A 15,841-nucleotide genomic window follows, 5' to 3' on the forward strand; every position below is an offset into this window, starting at 1 on the left:
AGGCGCACATAGCTGGAGCCCGGCTTTCGCTGGGGAACGCTCACTTGTCGGATGGGGATAATTGCGGACCTGATCCGGGGAAAGCCATCCAGGGCGGTTTGCACTATTCTGGATTGCCGCGCGGCTTCGCCGCTCGCAATGACGAGGCCATTCGATGTCATCGCCCTTTTGGAACGGCCCCCGACTTTCGCCGGGGACCGCGGCGCCGCGCGGCCCGGCGTGGATCAGTTGCCGAAGGTGCGCTGCCACCAGCCGCGACGCGGCTCGCCCGTGGCTTCGTCCACCGCGTCGTCGCCGTCGGCGACGGTCGCCGGTTCGGCCTCGCGTTCAGGCGCCGTGACGGGAGCCTCGGCAGCTTCCGCTGGGGCGGCTTCGGCGGCGGCGACAGCCTTCTTGCTGCGGCTTGCGCGCTTTTTCGGCGCGGGCTTGGCTTCGGCTTCCACCGGCGGCGTCGCTTCGGGCGCGGCGGCGGGGGCTTCGGTGGCTTCGGCTTCGGCCGGGGCTTCGGCCGGAGCAGCCTTGGGCTTGCGCGGCGCGCGCTTGCGCTTCGGCTTCTCTTCGGCGGCCGGCGCTTCGGCCTCGACCTCGGCTTCGACGGCGACGGGCTCGGGCGCTTCGGCTTCGGGAGCTTCCGCTTCGACCGGTGCGGCTTCGGTCACGCCCTCGTCGGCGGCCTCGGCCTTCTTGCGGCCGCGTCCGCCGCGACGACGGCGCGGCTTGGCTTCCGCTTCGTCGGCCGGAGCCTCGGCAGGCGCTTCGGCTTCCGCCGGCTCGACGTCAGCCGATTCGGCCGCCGTTTCGGTGTCCGCTTCCGCGTCGGTATCGGCATCGCCGGCGTCGCCATTCTCGCCGCTTTCGCCATTTTCGTCGTCGCGACGTCCGCGGCGCCCGCGGCGGCGGCGGCGGCGGCGCTTGCGGCCGTCGCCATCGCCTTCGTCGTGCGGACGATCGGCGCGTTCCTCCTCGTCCTCCTCGGCGGTCTCATCGTCGAAGCTCTCGTCTTCCTCTTCCTCGATCTCGACGATCGGGGCGAAGCTGCGCTGCTGCGTGGGCGGCGGACCGCCGACCTCGACCACCATCCGCGCACCCTCGGTCTCGCCGTCGGGCAGGATTTCGACCGAGACGCCGTAGAGTTCCTCGATCTCGCGCAGTTCGCGGCGCTTTTCGTTGAGCAGGTAGAAGGTCGCTTCCTGGCTCGCGCGCAGCGTGATCCGGCTGCCCTTTCCGCGTGCCGCTTCCTCCTCGATCAGGCGCAGCGCCGACAGACCGGCCGAGCTGGCGGTGCGGACGAGCCCGGTGCCCTCGCAATGCGGGCAGGGGCGCGTCGAGGCTTCGAGCACGCCGGTGCGCAGACGCTGGCGGCTCATCTCCATCAGCCCGAAGCCCGAGATGCGGCCGATCTGGATGCGGGCGCGGTCGTTCTTCAGCGCTTCCTTCATCGCACGCTCGACCTTGCGGACGTTCGAGCCGTGATCCATGTCGATGAAGTCGATGACGATCAGCCCCGCCATGTCGCGCAGGCGCAGCTGGCGCGCGATCTCGTGCGCGGCCTCGAGGTTGGTGTTGAGCGCGGTCTGCTCGATATTATGCTCGCGCGTCGAACGGCCCGAGTTGATGTCGATCGACACCAGCGCCTCGGTCGGGTTGATGACCAGATAGCCGCCCGACTTGAGCTGGACGACGGGATTGAGCATCCCGGCGAGCTGATCCTCGACGCCGTAGCGCTGATAGAGTGACACCGGGTCGGCATATTGCTTCACGCGCCGCGCGTGGCTGGGCATCAGCAGCTTCATGAACTGCTTCGCGGCCTTGTAGCCCTCGTCGCCCTCGACGAGCACTTCCTCGATATCCTTGTGATAGATGTCGCGGATCGCGCGCTTGACCAGGTCGCTGTCCGAATGGACCAGTGCCGGGGCGCTCGACGCCAGCGTCTTTTCGCGAATCTCGTCCCACAGGCGGGCCAGATAGTCGAAGTCGCGCTTGATCTCGGTCTTGGTGCGGCTCATCCCGGCGGTGCGGACGATGCAGCCCATCGTCGGCGGCAGATTGAGATCGTCGATCATCGCCTTGAGCTTGCGACGGTCGGCACCGTTCGAGATCTTGCGGCTGATGCCGCCGCCGTGCATCGTGTTCGGCATCAGCACGCAATAGCGGCCGGCGAGCGACAGATAGGTGGTGAGGGCGGCGCCCTTGTTGCCGCGCTCCTCCTTGACGACCTGAACCAGCATCACCTGGCGGCGGCGGATGACGTCCTGGATCTTGTAGCGGCGGCGCAGCGACATGCGGCTTTCGCCGTCGTCGTCGCCGTTCCGGCCGCGGCCGCGACCCTTGCGGCCACCGCGCGCCCGTCCGCGCCCGCGGCGCCCGCCGCGGTCGTCCTTCGATTCCTCGGCGTCGCCATTGTCCGTATCGGATTCGCCGTCGCCATCGCCGGTCTCGGCGTCCATGTCGTCGTCGCTGTCCTCGCCGACCGTCACCGGCGCCGGGGCGTCGCCATTCTCGTCGTCGTCATGTCCCTCGACCTCGGCGACGTCGCCTTCCAGCTCGTCGAGATCCTCTTCGGCGCGCATCGCCGCCTCGGCGGCATGCTCGGCCTCTTCGCGGAGCAGCGCTTCGCGGTCTTCCTTCGGAATCTGGTAATAATCGGGGTGGATTTCGCTGAAGGCCAGGAAGCCGTGGCGGTTGCCGCCATATTCGACGAACGCCGCCTGCAGCGACGGTTCGACGCGGGTGACCTTGGCCAGATAGATATTGCCCTTGAGCTGCTTGTGCTCGGCGGACTCGAAATCAAACTCCTCGATGCGGTTTCCCTTGGTGACGGCGACCCGGGTTTCTTCCCGGTGCCGCGCGTCGATCAACATGCGCGTGGTCATTGTAAACACTCCAAGCGCGCCGCGGCGCGCCAACAGAAAATCCCGCGGACGCGCCCGATCGGCGGCCGCGGCGGATAAGGGTGAAACGGAAAAAGACGTTATTGCCGCGCGGGCCCCGCGTCCGATCGTGGACGCGCATGCGGTCTTCCGCCGCGACGACCGCGGGCGCGAAGGCGCCTGCGTCGCGGGAAGAAGAGGGCATGGCAAGCCTCATGCGGCATCAACCTGGTTATCGGGGCGACCGGATCGGCTGGGCGACACCTGAAGGATCGCGTCGGCCGCCCGGTCATCCGGGTGGACTGGCGGCGGGTCGTCCTTCCCCGCGTGTCCGGCGCCGGGGCAGCCGCGATCCGCGATTCGCGCGGGTCGGGCCCTTCCCCTCGAAAGGCCGGACGGCGCCGGGAACGACACCGCCAGTGCGGGGGGTGCTAGCATCGGCATCGCCGGACGGCAACCTCCACCGCCCGATAAAGATGGGAAGGCGCCCGTGCGTTGCAAGATTGCCGCACCGGCGCGCACGGGCGAATCGTGCTGAATCGCCGGTTAACCCTGCCGGTTGACGCCCGTTTGAGGTGCGATGGCTAATGGACGGTTCACGACTTTCCGCCGCCGGGGGCCTCGATGTTCTGGAATAAGCGCTGGACCACTGCCTGTCAGGGACGGCATAATCGCCCGATGGGCCTGCTGTTCGTCCTCCTGACGCTGCTGTGGAATCCGCCGGCGGCGCTCGCGGGGCAGATCGGTGCGATCGAGATCGGCGATTCCGAAATCACCCTGCGCTTCGACGATCTCGTCGCAGGCGCCTCGACGCTGCTGCTCGCGGGGCCGGATCGCATCGCGCTCGACATCGCGGGGGCGCAGGCGGGGCGGTCGCCCGGCGGGGCGGGGATCGTCCGCGCGGTGCGCCAGGGGCAGCGCGACCCCGCGACCGCGCGCGTCGTGCTCGACCTCGCGCAGCCGGCGCTGGTCTCCGACGCGCGCTTCGCCGCCGACGGCCGCAGCCTCAGCCTGCGCCTGCGGCCGGTCTCGGCCGACGCGTTCGAACGCGCCGCGCGCGGACCGCGCCTCGAATTGCAGCCGCCCGCGCAATTCCGCGCCAAGCCGCCGCAGAAACGCTACAGCGTCTCGGTGCCGATCGGCCAGCCGAAGCCCGCGCTGCCGCTGCCGCGGATCGAGGGGCCCGACAACCCGCGCCTGCCGCTTGTCGTCATCGACGCCGGGCATGGCGGGCACGATCCCGGCGCCATCTCTCCGCACAGCGGCAAGCGCGAGAAGGACATCACGCTGGCGATCGCCCGCGCGACGCGCGACGAACTGCTCGCGTCGGGCCGGGTGCGCGTCGCGCTGACCCGCGCCGACGACCGCTATCTGGTGCTCGAGGAGCGCTACGGCATCGCCCGGCGCCTGAAGGCCGACCTGTTCATCTCGATCCACGCCGACGCGGCCGAGAATGAACAGGCGAACGGCGCGTCGGTCTATACGCTGTCCGAGGTCGCGTCGGACCGCGAGGCCGCGAAGCTCGCGGCGCGCGAGAACAAGGCGAACATCATCAACGGCGTCGACCTCGGCGCGCACAGCAGCGAGGTGTCGTCGATCCTGCTCGACCTGACCCAGCGCGAGACGATGAACGTCGCCTCCGACTTCGCGCGGCTGCTCCAGCGCGAGGCCGCCGACGCCGTGCATTTCCGCACCACCGCGCATCGCTTCGCCTCGTTCGTCGTGCTCAAGGCGCCCGACACGCCGTCGGTCCTGTTCGAAACCGGCTTCATCTCGAACAGGGAGGACGCCGATTTCCTGAGTTCGGCGACGGGGCAGAAGAAGGTCGCGCGCGGGGTTCGCGACGCGGTGCAGGTGCATTTCGCGCGGCAGATCGCGGCGCGCTGACGCTTCGCCTTGATTTCGGCGGCGTGCGGCGCCAGCCTCGGGCCCTTCTCCATTCGAGGCAAGAAGGCGACGCATGGCCGACGATCTCTCCCTCCACGCGCATCTCATCGGCCGCCAGGGCTCGCGCGCCGACCTCAACACCCCGGTGCTGGTGCTCGACGTCGACGCGCTCGACCGCAACATCGCGGCGATGGCGGCGACGGCCGCGCGGCACGGCGTCGCGCTGCGCCCGCATGCCAAGACGCACAAGAGCGTCGACATCGCGCGGCGCCAGATCGCCGCCGGGGCGGTCGGCGTCTGCTGCGCGAAGATCGGCGAGGCCGAGGCGCTGACCGGGGGCGGCATCGCCGGCATTCTGATCACCTCGCCCGTCGCCGCGCCGCGCGCGATCGAGCGGCTGGCGAAGCTGGCGGCGCACGCCGACGGGCTGATCGCGGTGGTCGACCACCCCGACGTCGCGGCGCGGCTCGACGCCGCGCTCGCCGCGGAGGACGCGCGGCTCGACGTGCTGATCGACATCGACCCCGGCATCGCGCGCACCGGCGTCGCGTCGCCCGAGGCGGCGGTCGCGCTGGCGCGGACGATCGCCGCGCTGCCGCGCCTCGCCCTGCGCGGCGTGCAATTTTATTGCGGGTCGCAGCAGCATATCGCCGACCATGCCGAGCGCGCCGCCGCGATCGCGGAGCGCACCCGCTATCTGGAAAGCGTGATCGCGGCGCTGGCCGGCGCGGGCTTCGCGCCGGGCATCGTCAGCGGATCGGGGACGGGCACCCACCGCATCGACATGGACCTGGGCGTCTTCACCGAATGTCAGGCGGGCAGCTATGTCTTCATGGACAAGCAGTATCTCGATTGCGACCTGACCGGCGACGGCGCCTGCCCCTTCGAGGTCGCGCTCGGCATCGATGCGCGCGTGGTCAGCGCCAACCACGAGCGGCTGGTGACGATCGACGCGGGCTTCAAGGCGCTGTCGACCGACGGCGGGGTGGCGGTCGTGCGGCGCGGCGCGCCCGAAAGCGCGCAGTTCGCCTTCATGGGCGACGAACATGCCGCGCTCGTCGCGCCGGGCATCGGGGCGATGCTCGCGCCCGGCGATCCGGTGACGCTGACCGTGCCGCACTGCGACCCGACGGTGAATCTCTACGATCATTATCATGTCGTGTCGGGTGACACGCTCGTCGCCATCTGGCCGGTCAGCGCGCGCGGCCGGGCGCGATAGCGCGCTTTCGCGGGCCCGGGCGGGCCGGGCGGTCCGCCGCAAGCCCGCTTCCCTTTCGACGATGCAGGCTTTAGAGGCTGTGCGCATATGGCTTCCGACACCGCGTCCCATTTCCGCCTGCGCCTGCGCCGCGACAGCAATGCCGTCATCGCCTGGCTGCGCGAGATGTGGGCACGCCGCTGGTTCCGCTGGCTCGGCTCGCTCGCGGTGGCCGGGCTGGTGGCGTTCCTGCTGGCCTGGGCGATCTTCGCGCGCGACCTGCCGTCGGTCGACCAGCTGCGCGATTACGAGCCGCCGCTGCCCACCCTGGTCCGCGACGGCGAGGGCAAGCCGGTGCACGCCTATGCCCGCGAACGGCGCGTCCAGCTCGAATACAGCGAATATCCGCAGCTGCTGGTCCGCGCCTATCTGGCGGCGGAGGACCGCACCTTCTTCGAACATGGCGGCATCGACTATCCGGGCGTCGTCTCCGCGATCCTCACCAACCTGAAGAGCGACGGCCGCCCGGTCGGCGCCTCGACGATCACGCAGCAGGTCGCGAAGAACCTGCTCCTCTCCAACGAGGTCAGCTACACGCGCAAGATCCGCGAGGCGATCCTCGCCAAGCGCATCGAGGCGGCGCTGAGCAAGGAGCAGATTCTCGAACTCTACCTCAACGAAATCCCGCTCGGCCGTCGCGCCTTCGGCGTGCAGGCGGCGGCGCGCGCCTATTTCGACAAGGACGTCGACCAGCTCGCGCTGCACGAGATGGCGTTCCTCGCCATCCTGCCCAAGGCGCCCGAAACCTATGGCCGCGCGCGCAACGCCGACAAGGCGCTGGCGCGGCGCAACTTCGTTCTCGGCCAGATGCAGCGCAACGGCTGGATCACCGCGGCGCAGCGCGACGCGGCGCAGACGATGCCGCTCGGCCTGACCGACGCCGGCAACCGGGCGGTCGCGCAGGTCGGCGGCTATTATATGGAAGAGGTGCGGCGCCAGCTGATCGACGCGTTCGGCGAAACCGCCGAGGACGGACCGCACAGCGTCTATGCCGGCGGCCTGTGGGTGCGCACCGGCTATGACGGCGCGATGCAGACGGCGACGACCGCCGCGCTGCGCCGCGGCCTGATCCGCTACGACGCGGGCAAGGGCTGGTCGGGGCCGATCGCGACGATCGAGGCCGACGACCAATGGGCGAGCCGTCTCGCATCGAGCTTCATCGGCATCGATTACGACGGCTGGCGCGTCGCCGCGGTGCTGTCGAAATCGGCGGGCGAGGCGCGGATCGGTTTCGCCGACGGGTCGACCGGGCGGTTGCCGGCGGGCGCCGCGGGCATCGGCTATCGCAAGACCGGCGGCAGCGCCTTTTCGGCGCTGCGCCCCGGCTATCTGATCGCGGTCAAGGCGACCGCGCCCGGCGTCTACGCGCTAAAGAACATTCCCGAGGTGTCGGGGGGCATGGTGGTCGAAAGCCCGCATTCGGGCCGCATCTATGCGATGCAGGGCGGTTTCGACGTCCGCCTGTCGCCGTTCAACCGCGCGACGCAGGCCGAACGGCAGCCGGGATCGACGATCAAGCCCTTCGTCTATGCGACCGCGCTCGACAACGGCATGACCCCGGCGACGATGATCGTCGACGGCCCCTTCTGCGTCTATCAGGGGGCGAATCTCGGCAACAAATGCTTCCGCAACTTCGGCGGCGGCGGCGGGTCGGGCGAGCACACGATGCGCTGGGGCCTCGAACAGTCGCGCAACCTGATGACGGTGCGCACCGCGAGCCAGATCGGCATGGAGCCGATCGTCGAAACGATCAAGACGATGGGCATCGGCCAGCACGAACCCTATCTGTCGACCGCGCTCGGCGCCGGGACGACGACGGTCGAGAAGCTGGTCAACGCCTATGCGATGCTCGCCAACCACGGCCGCGAGCTGAGGCCGCGCGTCATCGACTATGTGCAGGATCGCCGCGGCAAGGTGATCCTGCCGAAGAACTGGAAGCCGTGCGAGGGCTGCAACGCGTCCGACTGGAACGGCCGGCCGATGCCGCGCTTCGCGCCGTCGGGCAAGCAACTGATGGACCCGATGACCGCCTATCAGACCGTCCACATGCTGGAAGGCGTCGTCCAGCGCGGCACCGCGGTGCGGCTGCGCGATCTGGGCGTGCCGCTGTTCGGCAAGACGGGGACGACCTCCGGGCCGAAGGACGTGTGGTTCGTGGGCGGCACCCCCGATGTGATCGCGGGCGTCTATATCGGCTTCGACCAGCCGCGGAACATGGGCGGCTATGCGCAGGGCGGCAGCCTTGCGGCGCCGATCTTCAAGGATTTCTTCCTCGCCGCGCTGACCGACGCGCCGCAGTGCCCTTCACGGCGCCGAAGGGGGTCCGCATGGTCCGCATCGACCGCCAGTCGGGCCGCCGCGTCTATGGCAGCTGGCCGGGCAGCGATCCCAAGGCGTCGGTGATCTGGGAAGCCTTCAAGCCCGAAAGCGAGCCGCGGCGGACGATCCGCGAGGAAGAGATCAAGCCGTCGAAGCCCGCGGCGCGCCCCGACGCCCCGGTCCAGCAGGGACCGAACCGCCGCAGCGACAGCGATTTCCTCGACGATCGCGGCGGGATTATCTGACGCGCGGCGGCTTTTCCTCCGGCGCGCGAGCCTCTATGGCCGGCCCGACTTGATTCAGGAGCAAGACCATGCGCGCCGAAGCGCAGGACCATATCGACACGATCAACGCCGCGCTCGCGCTGGTGCGCCGCTTTCTCGACTGGGACCGCGCGCTGCGCCGTCTCGACGAACTCAATGCGAAGGTCGAGGACCCGACGCTGTGGGACAACCCCAAGGCGGCGCAGGAGGTGATGCGCGAGCGTCGCCGCCTCGACGAGGCGATCGGCGCGACGCGCGCGATCGAGACCGAGATGGCCGACACCGCCGAGCTGATCGAACTGGCCGAGGCCGAGGGCGACGACGCGCTGGTCGACGATGCGGTCGCCAGCCTCGCGGCGCTGGCCGCGCGCGCCGAGGAGGACAAGGTCCGGGCGCTGCTGGCGGGCGAAGCCGACGGCTATGACTGCTATATCGAGGTGCATGCGGGCGCCGGCGGCACCGAAAGCCAGGACTGGGCCGAGATGCTGCAGCGCATGTACATGCGCTGGGCCGAGAAGCGGGGCATGAAGGTCGAACTGATCGAATATCAGGCTGGCGAGCAGGCGGGCATCAAGTCGGCGACGATGCTGGTCAAGGGCGAGAACGCCTATGGCTACGCCAAGACCGAAAGCGGCGTCCACCGGCTCGTCCGCATCTCGCCCTACGACAGCTCGGCGCGGCGCCACACCAGCTTCTCCAGCGTCTGGGTCTATCCGGTGATCGACGACAATATCGAGATCGAGATCAAGGAAAGCGACCTCAAGATCGACACCTACCGCGCGAGCGGAGCGGGCGGTCAGCACGTCAACACGACCGATTCGGCGGTGCGCATCACCCACGTGCCGACCGGCATCATCGTCGCCTCGCAGATCGACCGGTCGCAGCACAAGAACCGCGCGACCGCGATGAACATGCTGAAGGCGCGCCTCTACGAAGCCGAGTTGCAGAAGCGCGAGGCCGAGGCGTCGGGCGAATATCAGGCGAAGACCGAGATCGGCTGGGGGCACCAGATCCGTTCCTATGTCCTCCAACCCTATCAGCTGGTGAAGGATTTGCGCACCGGCGTCACCTCGACCGCGCCGCAGGACGTGCTCGACGGGGCGCTCGATCCGTTCATGGCGGCGGCGCTGTCGCAGAAGGTGACGGGCGAGACGGTCGAGGTGGAGGACATCGACTGATGGCCTTCGCGGGCGTCCGCCCGGCGGCCGCCGCGCTGGCGCTGCTCGCCGCGCCGCTGGCGCTCGCCGGCTGCGATGCGCCGTGGAGCGACGATAGCGACCGCGTCGAGACCGCGCGCGAATTTCCGCCCGCCGACCGCCCCGTCGCGCCGATCACCTCGACCAAATGGTCGACCGAGGAAGCGCGCGACCGCGTCAACGAGGCAGAGGACGTCATGGATTCGGCCGATGTCCGTCCCGGCATGACGGTCGCCGACATCGGCGCGGGCGACGGCTATTACACCGTCCGCCTTGCCCAGCGGGTCGGCCCCGGCGGCCGCGTGCTCGCGCAGGACATCCAGCCCGAGGTGATCGAGCGGCTCGCCGACCGCGTCGCGCGCGAACGGCTCGACAATGTCTCGCTGAAACTCGGCGCGGTCGACGATCCGCGGCTTCCCGCCGCCAGCTTCGACCGCGTCTTCATGGTGCACATGTATCACGAGATCGGCGAACCCTACGCCTTCCTCTGGCGGCTGCGCCCGGCGCTGCGCCGGAACGGGCAGGTGATCGTCGTCGACGGCGACCGGCCGATCGCGCAGCACGGCACCCCGTTCCGCCTGCTCGTCTGCGAATTCCAGGCGGTCGGCTACAAGCTGCTCTCCTACAACGATAAGCAGCACGCCGGCGGTTATCTCGCGCGCTTCGTCCCCAGCGGCCAGCGTCCGCGCCCCGACGCGATCAGGGTGTGCAAGAATCCATAGGGCATGTGACGACATCGAATGGTCTCGTCATCGCCCGACGGCGCATCGGGTCGGCAATTATTCCTTTTCGACAAATAACCTTTCCCCGGCGAAAGCCGGGGTCCACGTGAGGCAGTGCTGTGCCATCTGGGCCCCGGCTTTCGTCGGGGAACAGCGCTTTGCTTGCCTGAAGGACATATGTGCCGATCGGGTCCGGGGTGGTAATGACGAAGTGCGTCAGTAAACGACCAGCGAATCCTCCGGCCCCAGCCCGGCGAGGAAGCTGACGAGTCCGCCCGCCTGTGCTTGCGACACCAGTTCGCCCGCGGCGGTGCCGGTCAGCGCCAGCCCCGACTGGCAGACGATCAGCGCGACGTCCATCGCGGCCGCTTCCTCGACCATCTGCGCGAGCGTCGGCTGGCCCGCGGCACGGCGCGGCGCGTCGCCGGCGAAATGCACGGGCGCGCGCAGCAGGGCCGCCGCATCGCCCTGCAGGAACAGGCGTGCAGGCCGCCCGAGCGCCGCCGACGCCATCGCCGTTTCGAGCGCGGCATAAAGGCGCCGCGCGTCGTCGGCCGCCACGATGATGCTCAGCCCCGGCATGTCGGGCAATCCGGGTCCTTGGCGACCGCGACCTCGCGCCAGCGCCGGTCGAGCATGTCGATGATCGCCAGCCGGCCGGTCAGCGGTCGTCCCCAGCCGGTCAGCGCGCGCACCGCTTCGAGCGCCGCCATCGTCCCGATCATGCCCGGCAGCGCGCCCATCACGCCCTGCTCGGCGCAGTTGATGCCGGGGCGGTCGGGGTCGTCGCCGACCAGGCAGGCGTAGCAGGGGCTGTCGGCGCGCCATCCCTCATAGAGCGCGACCTGCCCGTCGAACGCTCCAATCGCGGCGCTGAGCAAGGGGATATGCCGCGCGACCGCGGTGCGGTTGACCGCGAGCCGGGTGGCGAAATTGTCGCAGCCGTCGAGGATCAGGCTCGCGCCCGCCAGCAGCGTCTCCGCATTGTCCGCGCCGAGCCGCTCGACCGCCGGCACCGCCTCGACATGCGGGTTGATCCGCCGCGCGGCCCGGGCGGCGCACTCGGCCTTGGGGGCGCCGATGTCGGCGTCGGTGAACAGCGGCTGGCGGTGGAGATTCGACAGTTCGACATGGTCATGGTCGATGATGGTCAGCCGGCCCACGCCCGCCGCGGCCAGATAGGCGGCGGCGGGGCAGCCGATCCCGCCCGCGCCGATCAGCGCGACATGCGCATCCTTCAGCTTCGCCTGGCCCGCGCCGCCGAACTGCGGCACGATGATCTGGCGCGCGTAGCGGTCGAGTTCGGCGTCGGACAGCAAGCGATCAGTCGCCCGGACGCCGCATCTTCATCGCGGACAGCGACCCGACGTCGCGCGGCTTCGGCTCGTCGCCCGCGGCGCCCGCGATGCCGGTCGACCCGAAGCCGCCCGCGCCGCGCGCGGTCTCGTCGAGCGACTCGACCTCGGCAAAGGCCGCGCGCTGGACGGGGGCCGGGACAAGTTGAGCGATGCGGTCGCCGCGCTTCACCTCGAACGGCTCGTCGGACAGGTTGGCGAGGATCACCTTCACCTCACCGCGATAATCGCTGTCGATCGTTCCCGGCGTGTTGAGGCAGGTGATGCCGTGCTTGAGCGCGAGCCCCGAACGCGGACGCACCTGCACCTCGTATCCCGCGGGAATCGCCATCGCGAAGCCGGTCGCGACGGCGTGGCGGGTGCCGGGACGCAGCGTCAGCGTCTCGGCGGCGACGACGTCCATCCCCGCCGCGCCCGCGCTGGCATAAGCGGGCAGCGGCAGGCCGCCGCCGTTGGGCAGGCGCTGGATGGCGATCTCAATCGTGGGGAAGGGGAATGCGGGTGTCGAGCTCATCGGCGATCTTTTCCATCAATTTGCGGGCGACCGCCTCCTTGGGCAATCTCTCCCAACTGTCCACGCCGGTCTTGCCGACGATGTGGACGCGGTTCGTCTCGCCGCCCATCGGGTCGGCGGCGACGTCGTTGGCGACGATCCAGTCGCAGCCCTTGCGGGCGAGCTTGGCCTCGGCGTGAGCGATCACGTCGTTGGTCTCCGCCGCGAAGCCGACCAGCAGCGGGGGGCGCCGCGGGCTCGTCGCGAGGCTGGCGAGGATGTCGGGATTCTCGGCCAGTGCGAGCGGCGGAACCCGGCCGCTGCCGTCCTTCTTGATCTTTTGCGCCGAGGTGTCGGCGGCGCGCCAGTCGGCGACCGCCGCGACCATGATCGCGGCATCGGCGGGCAGGCCCGCCTCGACCTCGGCCGCCATCTCGCGCGCGGTCTCGACATCGATGCGAATCACCCCCGGCGGGGTGGGCAGTGGCACCGGCCCCGCGATCAGCAGCACCTCGGCCCCCGCCTCGGCGGCGGCGGCGGCGATCGCGAACCCCTGCTTGCCGCTCGACCGGTTGGCGATGTAGCGCACCGGGTCGATCGGCTCGTGCGTCGGTCCCGCGGTGATCAGGATACGGCGGCCAAATAGCGGACGGTGGTTCGCGGGGGCGAAGTCGGGCTGGCCGTCGATACCTCCTGTCCCGCCGGCGGGCGAGGAAAGAAGCGCCGCGTCGATGGCTTCCATGATCGCGGCTGGCTCGGGAAACCGGCCCGGCCCATATTCGCCGCACGCCATCTCGCCCTCGTCGGGATCGAGGATCGTCACGCCGTCGCGGCGCAGCATCGCGACGTTGCGATGCGTCGCGGGGTGCAGCCACATGCGCACGTTCATCGCGGGCGCGGCGAGCACCGGCTTGTCGGTGGCGAGCAGCAGCGTCGTCGCCAGATCGTCGGCGACGCCCGCCGCCATCCTGGCCAGCAGGTCGGCGGTCGCCGGCGCGACGACGACCAGGTCGGCCTGCCGACTGAGCTGGATATGCCCCATCTCGACCTCGTCCTTCAGGTCGAAGAGGCTGGTATAGACCTTGTCCTCGCTGAGCGCGGCGAGCGTGAGCGGGGTCACGAACTGCTCGCCTGCGCGGGTGAGGACGCAGCGCACGCCATGCCCCGCCTTCCGCAGCAGGCGCACGAGCTCGATGCTCTTGTAGGCGGCGATGCCGCCGCCGACGATCAGCAGGATGCGCTTCGCGGCCATCGTTCAATATCCCGTCAGAAGTACGTCGAGTGCGCCGACGATGGTAAAATGCTCGCTCTCCAGATTGGCCACCGGCCGCTGAAGCCGCTCGCGCGGTATAGCGAAGATCAACTGGGTCGCCATGACCAGTCGTGCGCCGTTTATGGCAAAGACGGGGTTGAGACGCGGCACCGGGTCGAATCCAGCGACAGGCATAAGCGGAACGACGACACGCGTGACCAGATCATCGAGCAGATCGCTTTGGCAATCGAGCAGGAAACCCAATCCTCGCGACCCCGGATAGACATCATAGCGTGCCATCAAAACTGCCGATATTGGTCATACGGCATGCCATTTTTGCGGATATAATCGTTCCAGCTTTCGATTGCGGCGCGATTCTCTTCCTTCCACGCGGCTTCGCGCGCCTTCTTCACCTCGGCGGCGAGTCCGGTCTGGCACGCTTCGCTGACATTGATTCCCAGCCGCCTGGCCTCTTCGACCAACTCGGCGCTCAGCGACACGTTGGTGGCTTTCTTGGGACCTTCGAAGCGCGCGGGTCGATTCATCGCCATCTCCTTTGCGCATAAGATATGCGCATATCGGACCTGCTTCAACCCAGCCAGTGCAGCGCGCCCGCGCCCACCGCCGCGCCCGCCAGCGCGGTCAGCGCGTAGCGCCAGCCGACGCGCTTGCCGTTCCGCTCCCACATCAGCGGAATGTCGGGCAGCGGCGGGGCGGGCGGGGCGGCGCCCTTGCGCGGAAGCTGGTCGTCGAGACGGCGGATGATGTCGGGGATCAGCGCCAGCGTCCGGCCCTGTTCGCGGATGCCGTCGGCCAGCGCCGCCTCCGGCCCCAGTTCGTCGCGGATCCATTCCTTCACGAAGGGGCCGGAGACGTCCCACATGTTGATTTTGGGGTCGAGCATCGTCGCGACGCCCTCGACCATCACCATCGTCTTTTGCAGCAGCAGCAGGTGCGGCTGCGTCTGCATGTCGAAATCGCGCGTGATCGCGAACAGCCCGTCGAGCATCTGCCCGACCGACAGCTCGCTCACCGGCTTGCCGCGCATCGGCTCGCCCACCGCGCGCAGGGCCGTCGCGAACTCCTCGACGCTGTGATAGGCGGGCACATATTGCGCCTCGAAATGGATTTCGGCGACGCGGCGGTAATTGCCCGTGGTCAGCCCATAGAGGATTTCGGCGAGCCAGTAGCGCGCCTGGCGGTTGATCCGCCCCATGATGCCGAAATCGACCGCGGCGATCGTCCCGTCCGCCTTCACGAACAAATTGCCCTGGTGCATGTCGGCGTGGAAGAAACCCTCGGCGATCGCCTGGCGCAGGAAGGCGTGGACGAGATTCGCGGCCAGCGCCTCCATATCGTGCCCGGCGGCGATCAGGGCGTCGCGGTGCGAAATCTTGATGCCGTCGATCCAGTCGAGCGTCATCACGCGCGTCGCCGTGCGGTCCCAGTCGATCGCCGGCACCTGATAGGTCGGCACCGCCGCCATCGCGTCGGCGAGTTCGGACGCCGACGCCGCCTCGCGTCGCAGGTCGAGTTCGCGCAGCGTCCAGCGGCGGAAATTGGCGATCACCTGCCGCGGGCGCAGCCGCGCCGCTTCGCCCCCGAACGCCTCGAGATGCGCGGCCGCCCATTCATAGGTTTCGATGTCGCGCGCGAACTGCTTGTCGATGCCGGGGCGGCGGACCTTGACCGCGACCTGGCGTCCGTCGGTGGTCACCGCCCGGTGCACCTGCGCGATCGAGGCCGATCCGACCGGATCGGGATCGAATTCGGAATAAAGGCTGTCCAGCGGCGCCTCGAACGCCGTCTCGATCTCGCGGCGGATCGCGTCGAAGCCGACCGGCGCCAGCGCGTCCTGAAGCGTCAGCAGGTTGCGCGCCGCCTCTTCACCGACGAGGTCGGGACGTGTCGCGAGCGTCTGCCCCAGCTTGACTGCGGCGGGGCCGATCGCCTGGAAGGCGGCGGCATAGTCGGGCACCTTCGGCTGGATCGTTCCCAGCCGTGCGATGCGGCAAAGGCGCTTGACGCCGGCGGGCGTCGTCGGCGCGCTCTCGATTCCGCGCAGCGCGCCGTGGCGCGCCAGAATGCGCCCCCATTTGAGCAGGCGCAGGATATGGGTGACGGGGCGGGTCATTATCTGTTCCCCTCCCGCTTGCGGGAGGGGTCAGGGGAGGGGATGTCGAGGTCGCGCGCTGTGAAACAGGCCCCCCCCCCCCCCCCCCCCCC

General features: G+C 69.4%; 11 protein-coding genes and 2 pseudogenes. 5 read left to right on the top strand and 8 right to left on the bottom strand.

Annotated elements, in window-relative coordinates; genetic code table 11:
* Positions 1–224 precede the first annotated feature (224 nt).
* On the bottom strand, positions 225–2,873 hold the full coding sequence (locus tag SGR02S_RS15890; RefSeq protein WP_067112052.1) for an Rne/Rng family ribonuclease: 2,649 nt from the start codon (positions 2,871–2,873) through the stop codon (positions 225–227).
* Between the two features lie 621 nt (positions 2,874–3,494).
* On the opposite strand from SGR02S_RS15890, the gene SGR02S_RS15895 reads away from it, so the two are divergent.
* From SGR02S_RS15895 to SGR02S_RS15915, 5 genes and pseudogenes are all read left to right on the top strand, one after another.
* Positions 3,495–4,757 carry an N-acetylmuramoyl-L-alanine amidase gene (locus SGR02S_RS15895; protein ID WP_082797192.1) on the top strand — a complete coding sequence of 421 codons (1,263 nt, stop codon included), beginning with the start codon at positions 3,495–3,497 and terminating at the stop codon, positions 4,755–4,757.
* 73 nt (positions 4,758–4,830) lie between these two features.
* Entirely contained in the window at positions 4,831–5,976 is a 1,146-nt protein-coding gene (locus tag SGR02S_RS15900) for a DSD1 family PLP-dependent enzyme (RefSeq protein WP_067112058.1), read from the top strand.
* Between the two features lie 87 nt (positions 5,977–6,063).
* Positions 6,064–8,579 (top strand): annotated as a pseudogene (locus SGR02S_RS15905) (penicillin-binding protein 1A).
* A gap of 68 nt (positions 8,580–8,647) precedes the next feature.
* Complete coding sequence (prfB, locus tag SGR02S_RS15910; RefSeq protein WP_067112061.1) at positions 8,648–9,775, top strand: peptide chain release factor 2; 1,128 nt, start codon at positions 8,648–8,650, stop codon at positions 9,773–9,775.
* Positions 9,775–10,515 (top strand): class I SAM-dependent methyltransferase, encoded by a 741-nt coding sequence (locus SGR02S_RS15915; protein ID WP_067112064.1) that lies wholly within the window; start codon positions 9,775–9,777, stop codon positions 10,513–10,515. Before prfB ends, SGR02S_RS15915 begins: the two co-directional genes overlap by 1 nt.
* A gap of 216 nt (positions 10,516–10,731) precedes the next feature.
* On the opposite strand, the gene SGR02S_RS15920 is transcribed toward SGR02S_RS15915, so the two are convergent.
* From SGR02S_RS15920 to ubiB, 7 genes and pseudogenes are all read right to left on the bottom strand, one after another.
* Positions 10,732–11,097: a DsrE family protein gene (locus SGR02S_RS15920; protein WP_067112067.1), complete on the bottom strand. Its 366-nt coding sequence runs from the start codon at positions 11,095–11,097 to the stop codon at positions 10,732–10,734.
* On the bottom strand, positions 11,085–11,834 hold the full coding sequence (locus SGR02S_RS15925) for a HesA/MoeB/ThiF family protein (protein ID WP_067112070.1): 750 nt from the start codon (positions 11,832–11,834) through the stop codon (positions 11,085–11,087). Before SGR02S_RS15925 ends, SGR02S_RS15920 begins: the two co-directional genes overlap by 13 nt.
* Positions 11,835–11,922: 88 nt before the next feature.
* Positions 11,923–12,384 (bottom strand): annotated as a pseudogene (gene dut / locus SGR02S_RS15930) (dUTP diphosphatase); the annotation flags it as partial.
* Positions 12,347–13,615 (bottom strand): bifunctional phosphopantothenoylcysteine decarboxylase/phosphopantothenate--cysteine ligase CoaBC, encoded by a 1,269-nt coding sequence (coaBC, locus tag SGR02S_RS15935; protein ID WP_067112076.1) that lies wholly within the window; start codon positions 13,613–13,615, stop codon positions 12,347–12,349. The gene coaBC and the pseudogene dut, both read right to left, overlap by 38 nt.
* 3 nt (positions 13,616–13,618) lie before the next feature.
* A complete protein-coding gene (locus SGR02S_RS15940) occupies positions 13,619–13,915 on the bottom strand; it encodes a CcdB family protein (RefSeq protein ID WP_067112079.1) in 297 nt (98 codons plus the stop codon).
* Positions 13,915–14,160: a type II toxin-antitoxin system CcdA family antitoxin gene (locus SGR02S_RS15945; RefSeq protein WP_067112084.1), complete on the bottom strand. Its 246-nt coding sequence runs from the start codon at positions 14,158–14,160 to the stop codon at positions 13,915–13,917. The genes SGR02S_RS15940 and SGR02S_RS15945 overlap by 1 nt, the downstream gene beginning before the upstream one ends.
* A 44-nt stretch (positions 14,161–14,204) precedes the next feature.
* Positions 14,205–15,749 carry a 2-polyprenylphenol 6-hydroxylase gene (gene ubiB / locus SGR02S_RS15950; RefSeq protein ID WP_067112082.1) on the bottom strand — a complete coding sequence of 515 codons (1,545 nt, stop codon included), beginning with the start codon at positions 15,747–15,749 and terminating at the stop codon, positions 14,205–14,207.
* Between the last annotated feature and the right edge of the window lie 92 nt (positions 15,750–15,841).

Origin of the sequence: Sphingopyxis granuli NBRC 100800, assembly GCF_001591045.1 — a bacterium.
GTDB classification, from domain to species: domain Bacteria; phylum Pseudomonadota; class Alphaproteobacteria; order Sphingomonadales; family Sphingomonadaceae; genus Sphingopyxis; species Sphingopyxis granuli.

Coding starts and splice junctions, on each gene's coding strand:
- SGR02S_RS15890 (WP_067112052.1), bottom strand. CDS start 2,873: ATGACCACGCGCATGTTGATCGACGCGCGGCACCGGGAAGAAACCCGG.
- SGR02S_RS15895 (WP_082797192.1), top strand. CDS start 3,495: ATGTTCTGGAATAAGCGCTGGACCACTGCCTGTCAGGGACGGCATAAT.
- SGR02S_RS15900 (WP_067112058.1), top strand. CDS start 4,831: ATGGCCGACGATCTCTCCCTCCACGCGCATCTCATCGGCCGCCAGGGC.
- prfB (WP_067112061.1), top strand. CDS start 8,648: ATGCGCGCCGAAGCGCAGGACCATATCGACACGATCAACGCCGCGCTC.
- SGR02S_RS15915 (WP_067112064.1), top strand. CDS start 9,775: ATGGCCTTCGCGGGCGTCCGCCCGGCGGCCGCCGCGCTGGCGCTGCTC.
- SGR02S_RS15920 (WP_067112067.1), bottom strand. CDS start 11,097: ATGCCGGGGCTGAGCATCATCGTGGCGGCCGACGACGCGCGGCGCCTT.
- coaBC (WP_067112076.1), bottom strand. CDS start 13,615: ATGGCCGCGAAGCGCATCCTGCTGATCGTCGGCGGCGGCATCGCCGCC.
- SGR02S_RS15940 (WP_067112079.1), bottom strand. CDS start 13,915: ATGGCACGCTATGATGTCTATCCGGGGTCGCGAGGATTGGGTTTCCTG.
- SGR02S_RS15945 (WP_067112084.1), bottom strand. CDS start 14,160: ATGAATCGACCCGCGCGCTTCGAAGGTCCCAAGAAAGCCACCAACGTG.
- ubiB (WP_067112082.1), bottom strand. CDS start 15,749: ATGACCCGCCCCGTCACCCATATCCTGCGCCTGCTCAAATGGGGGCGC.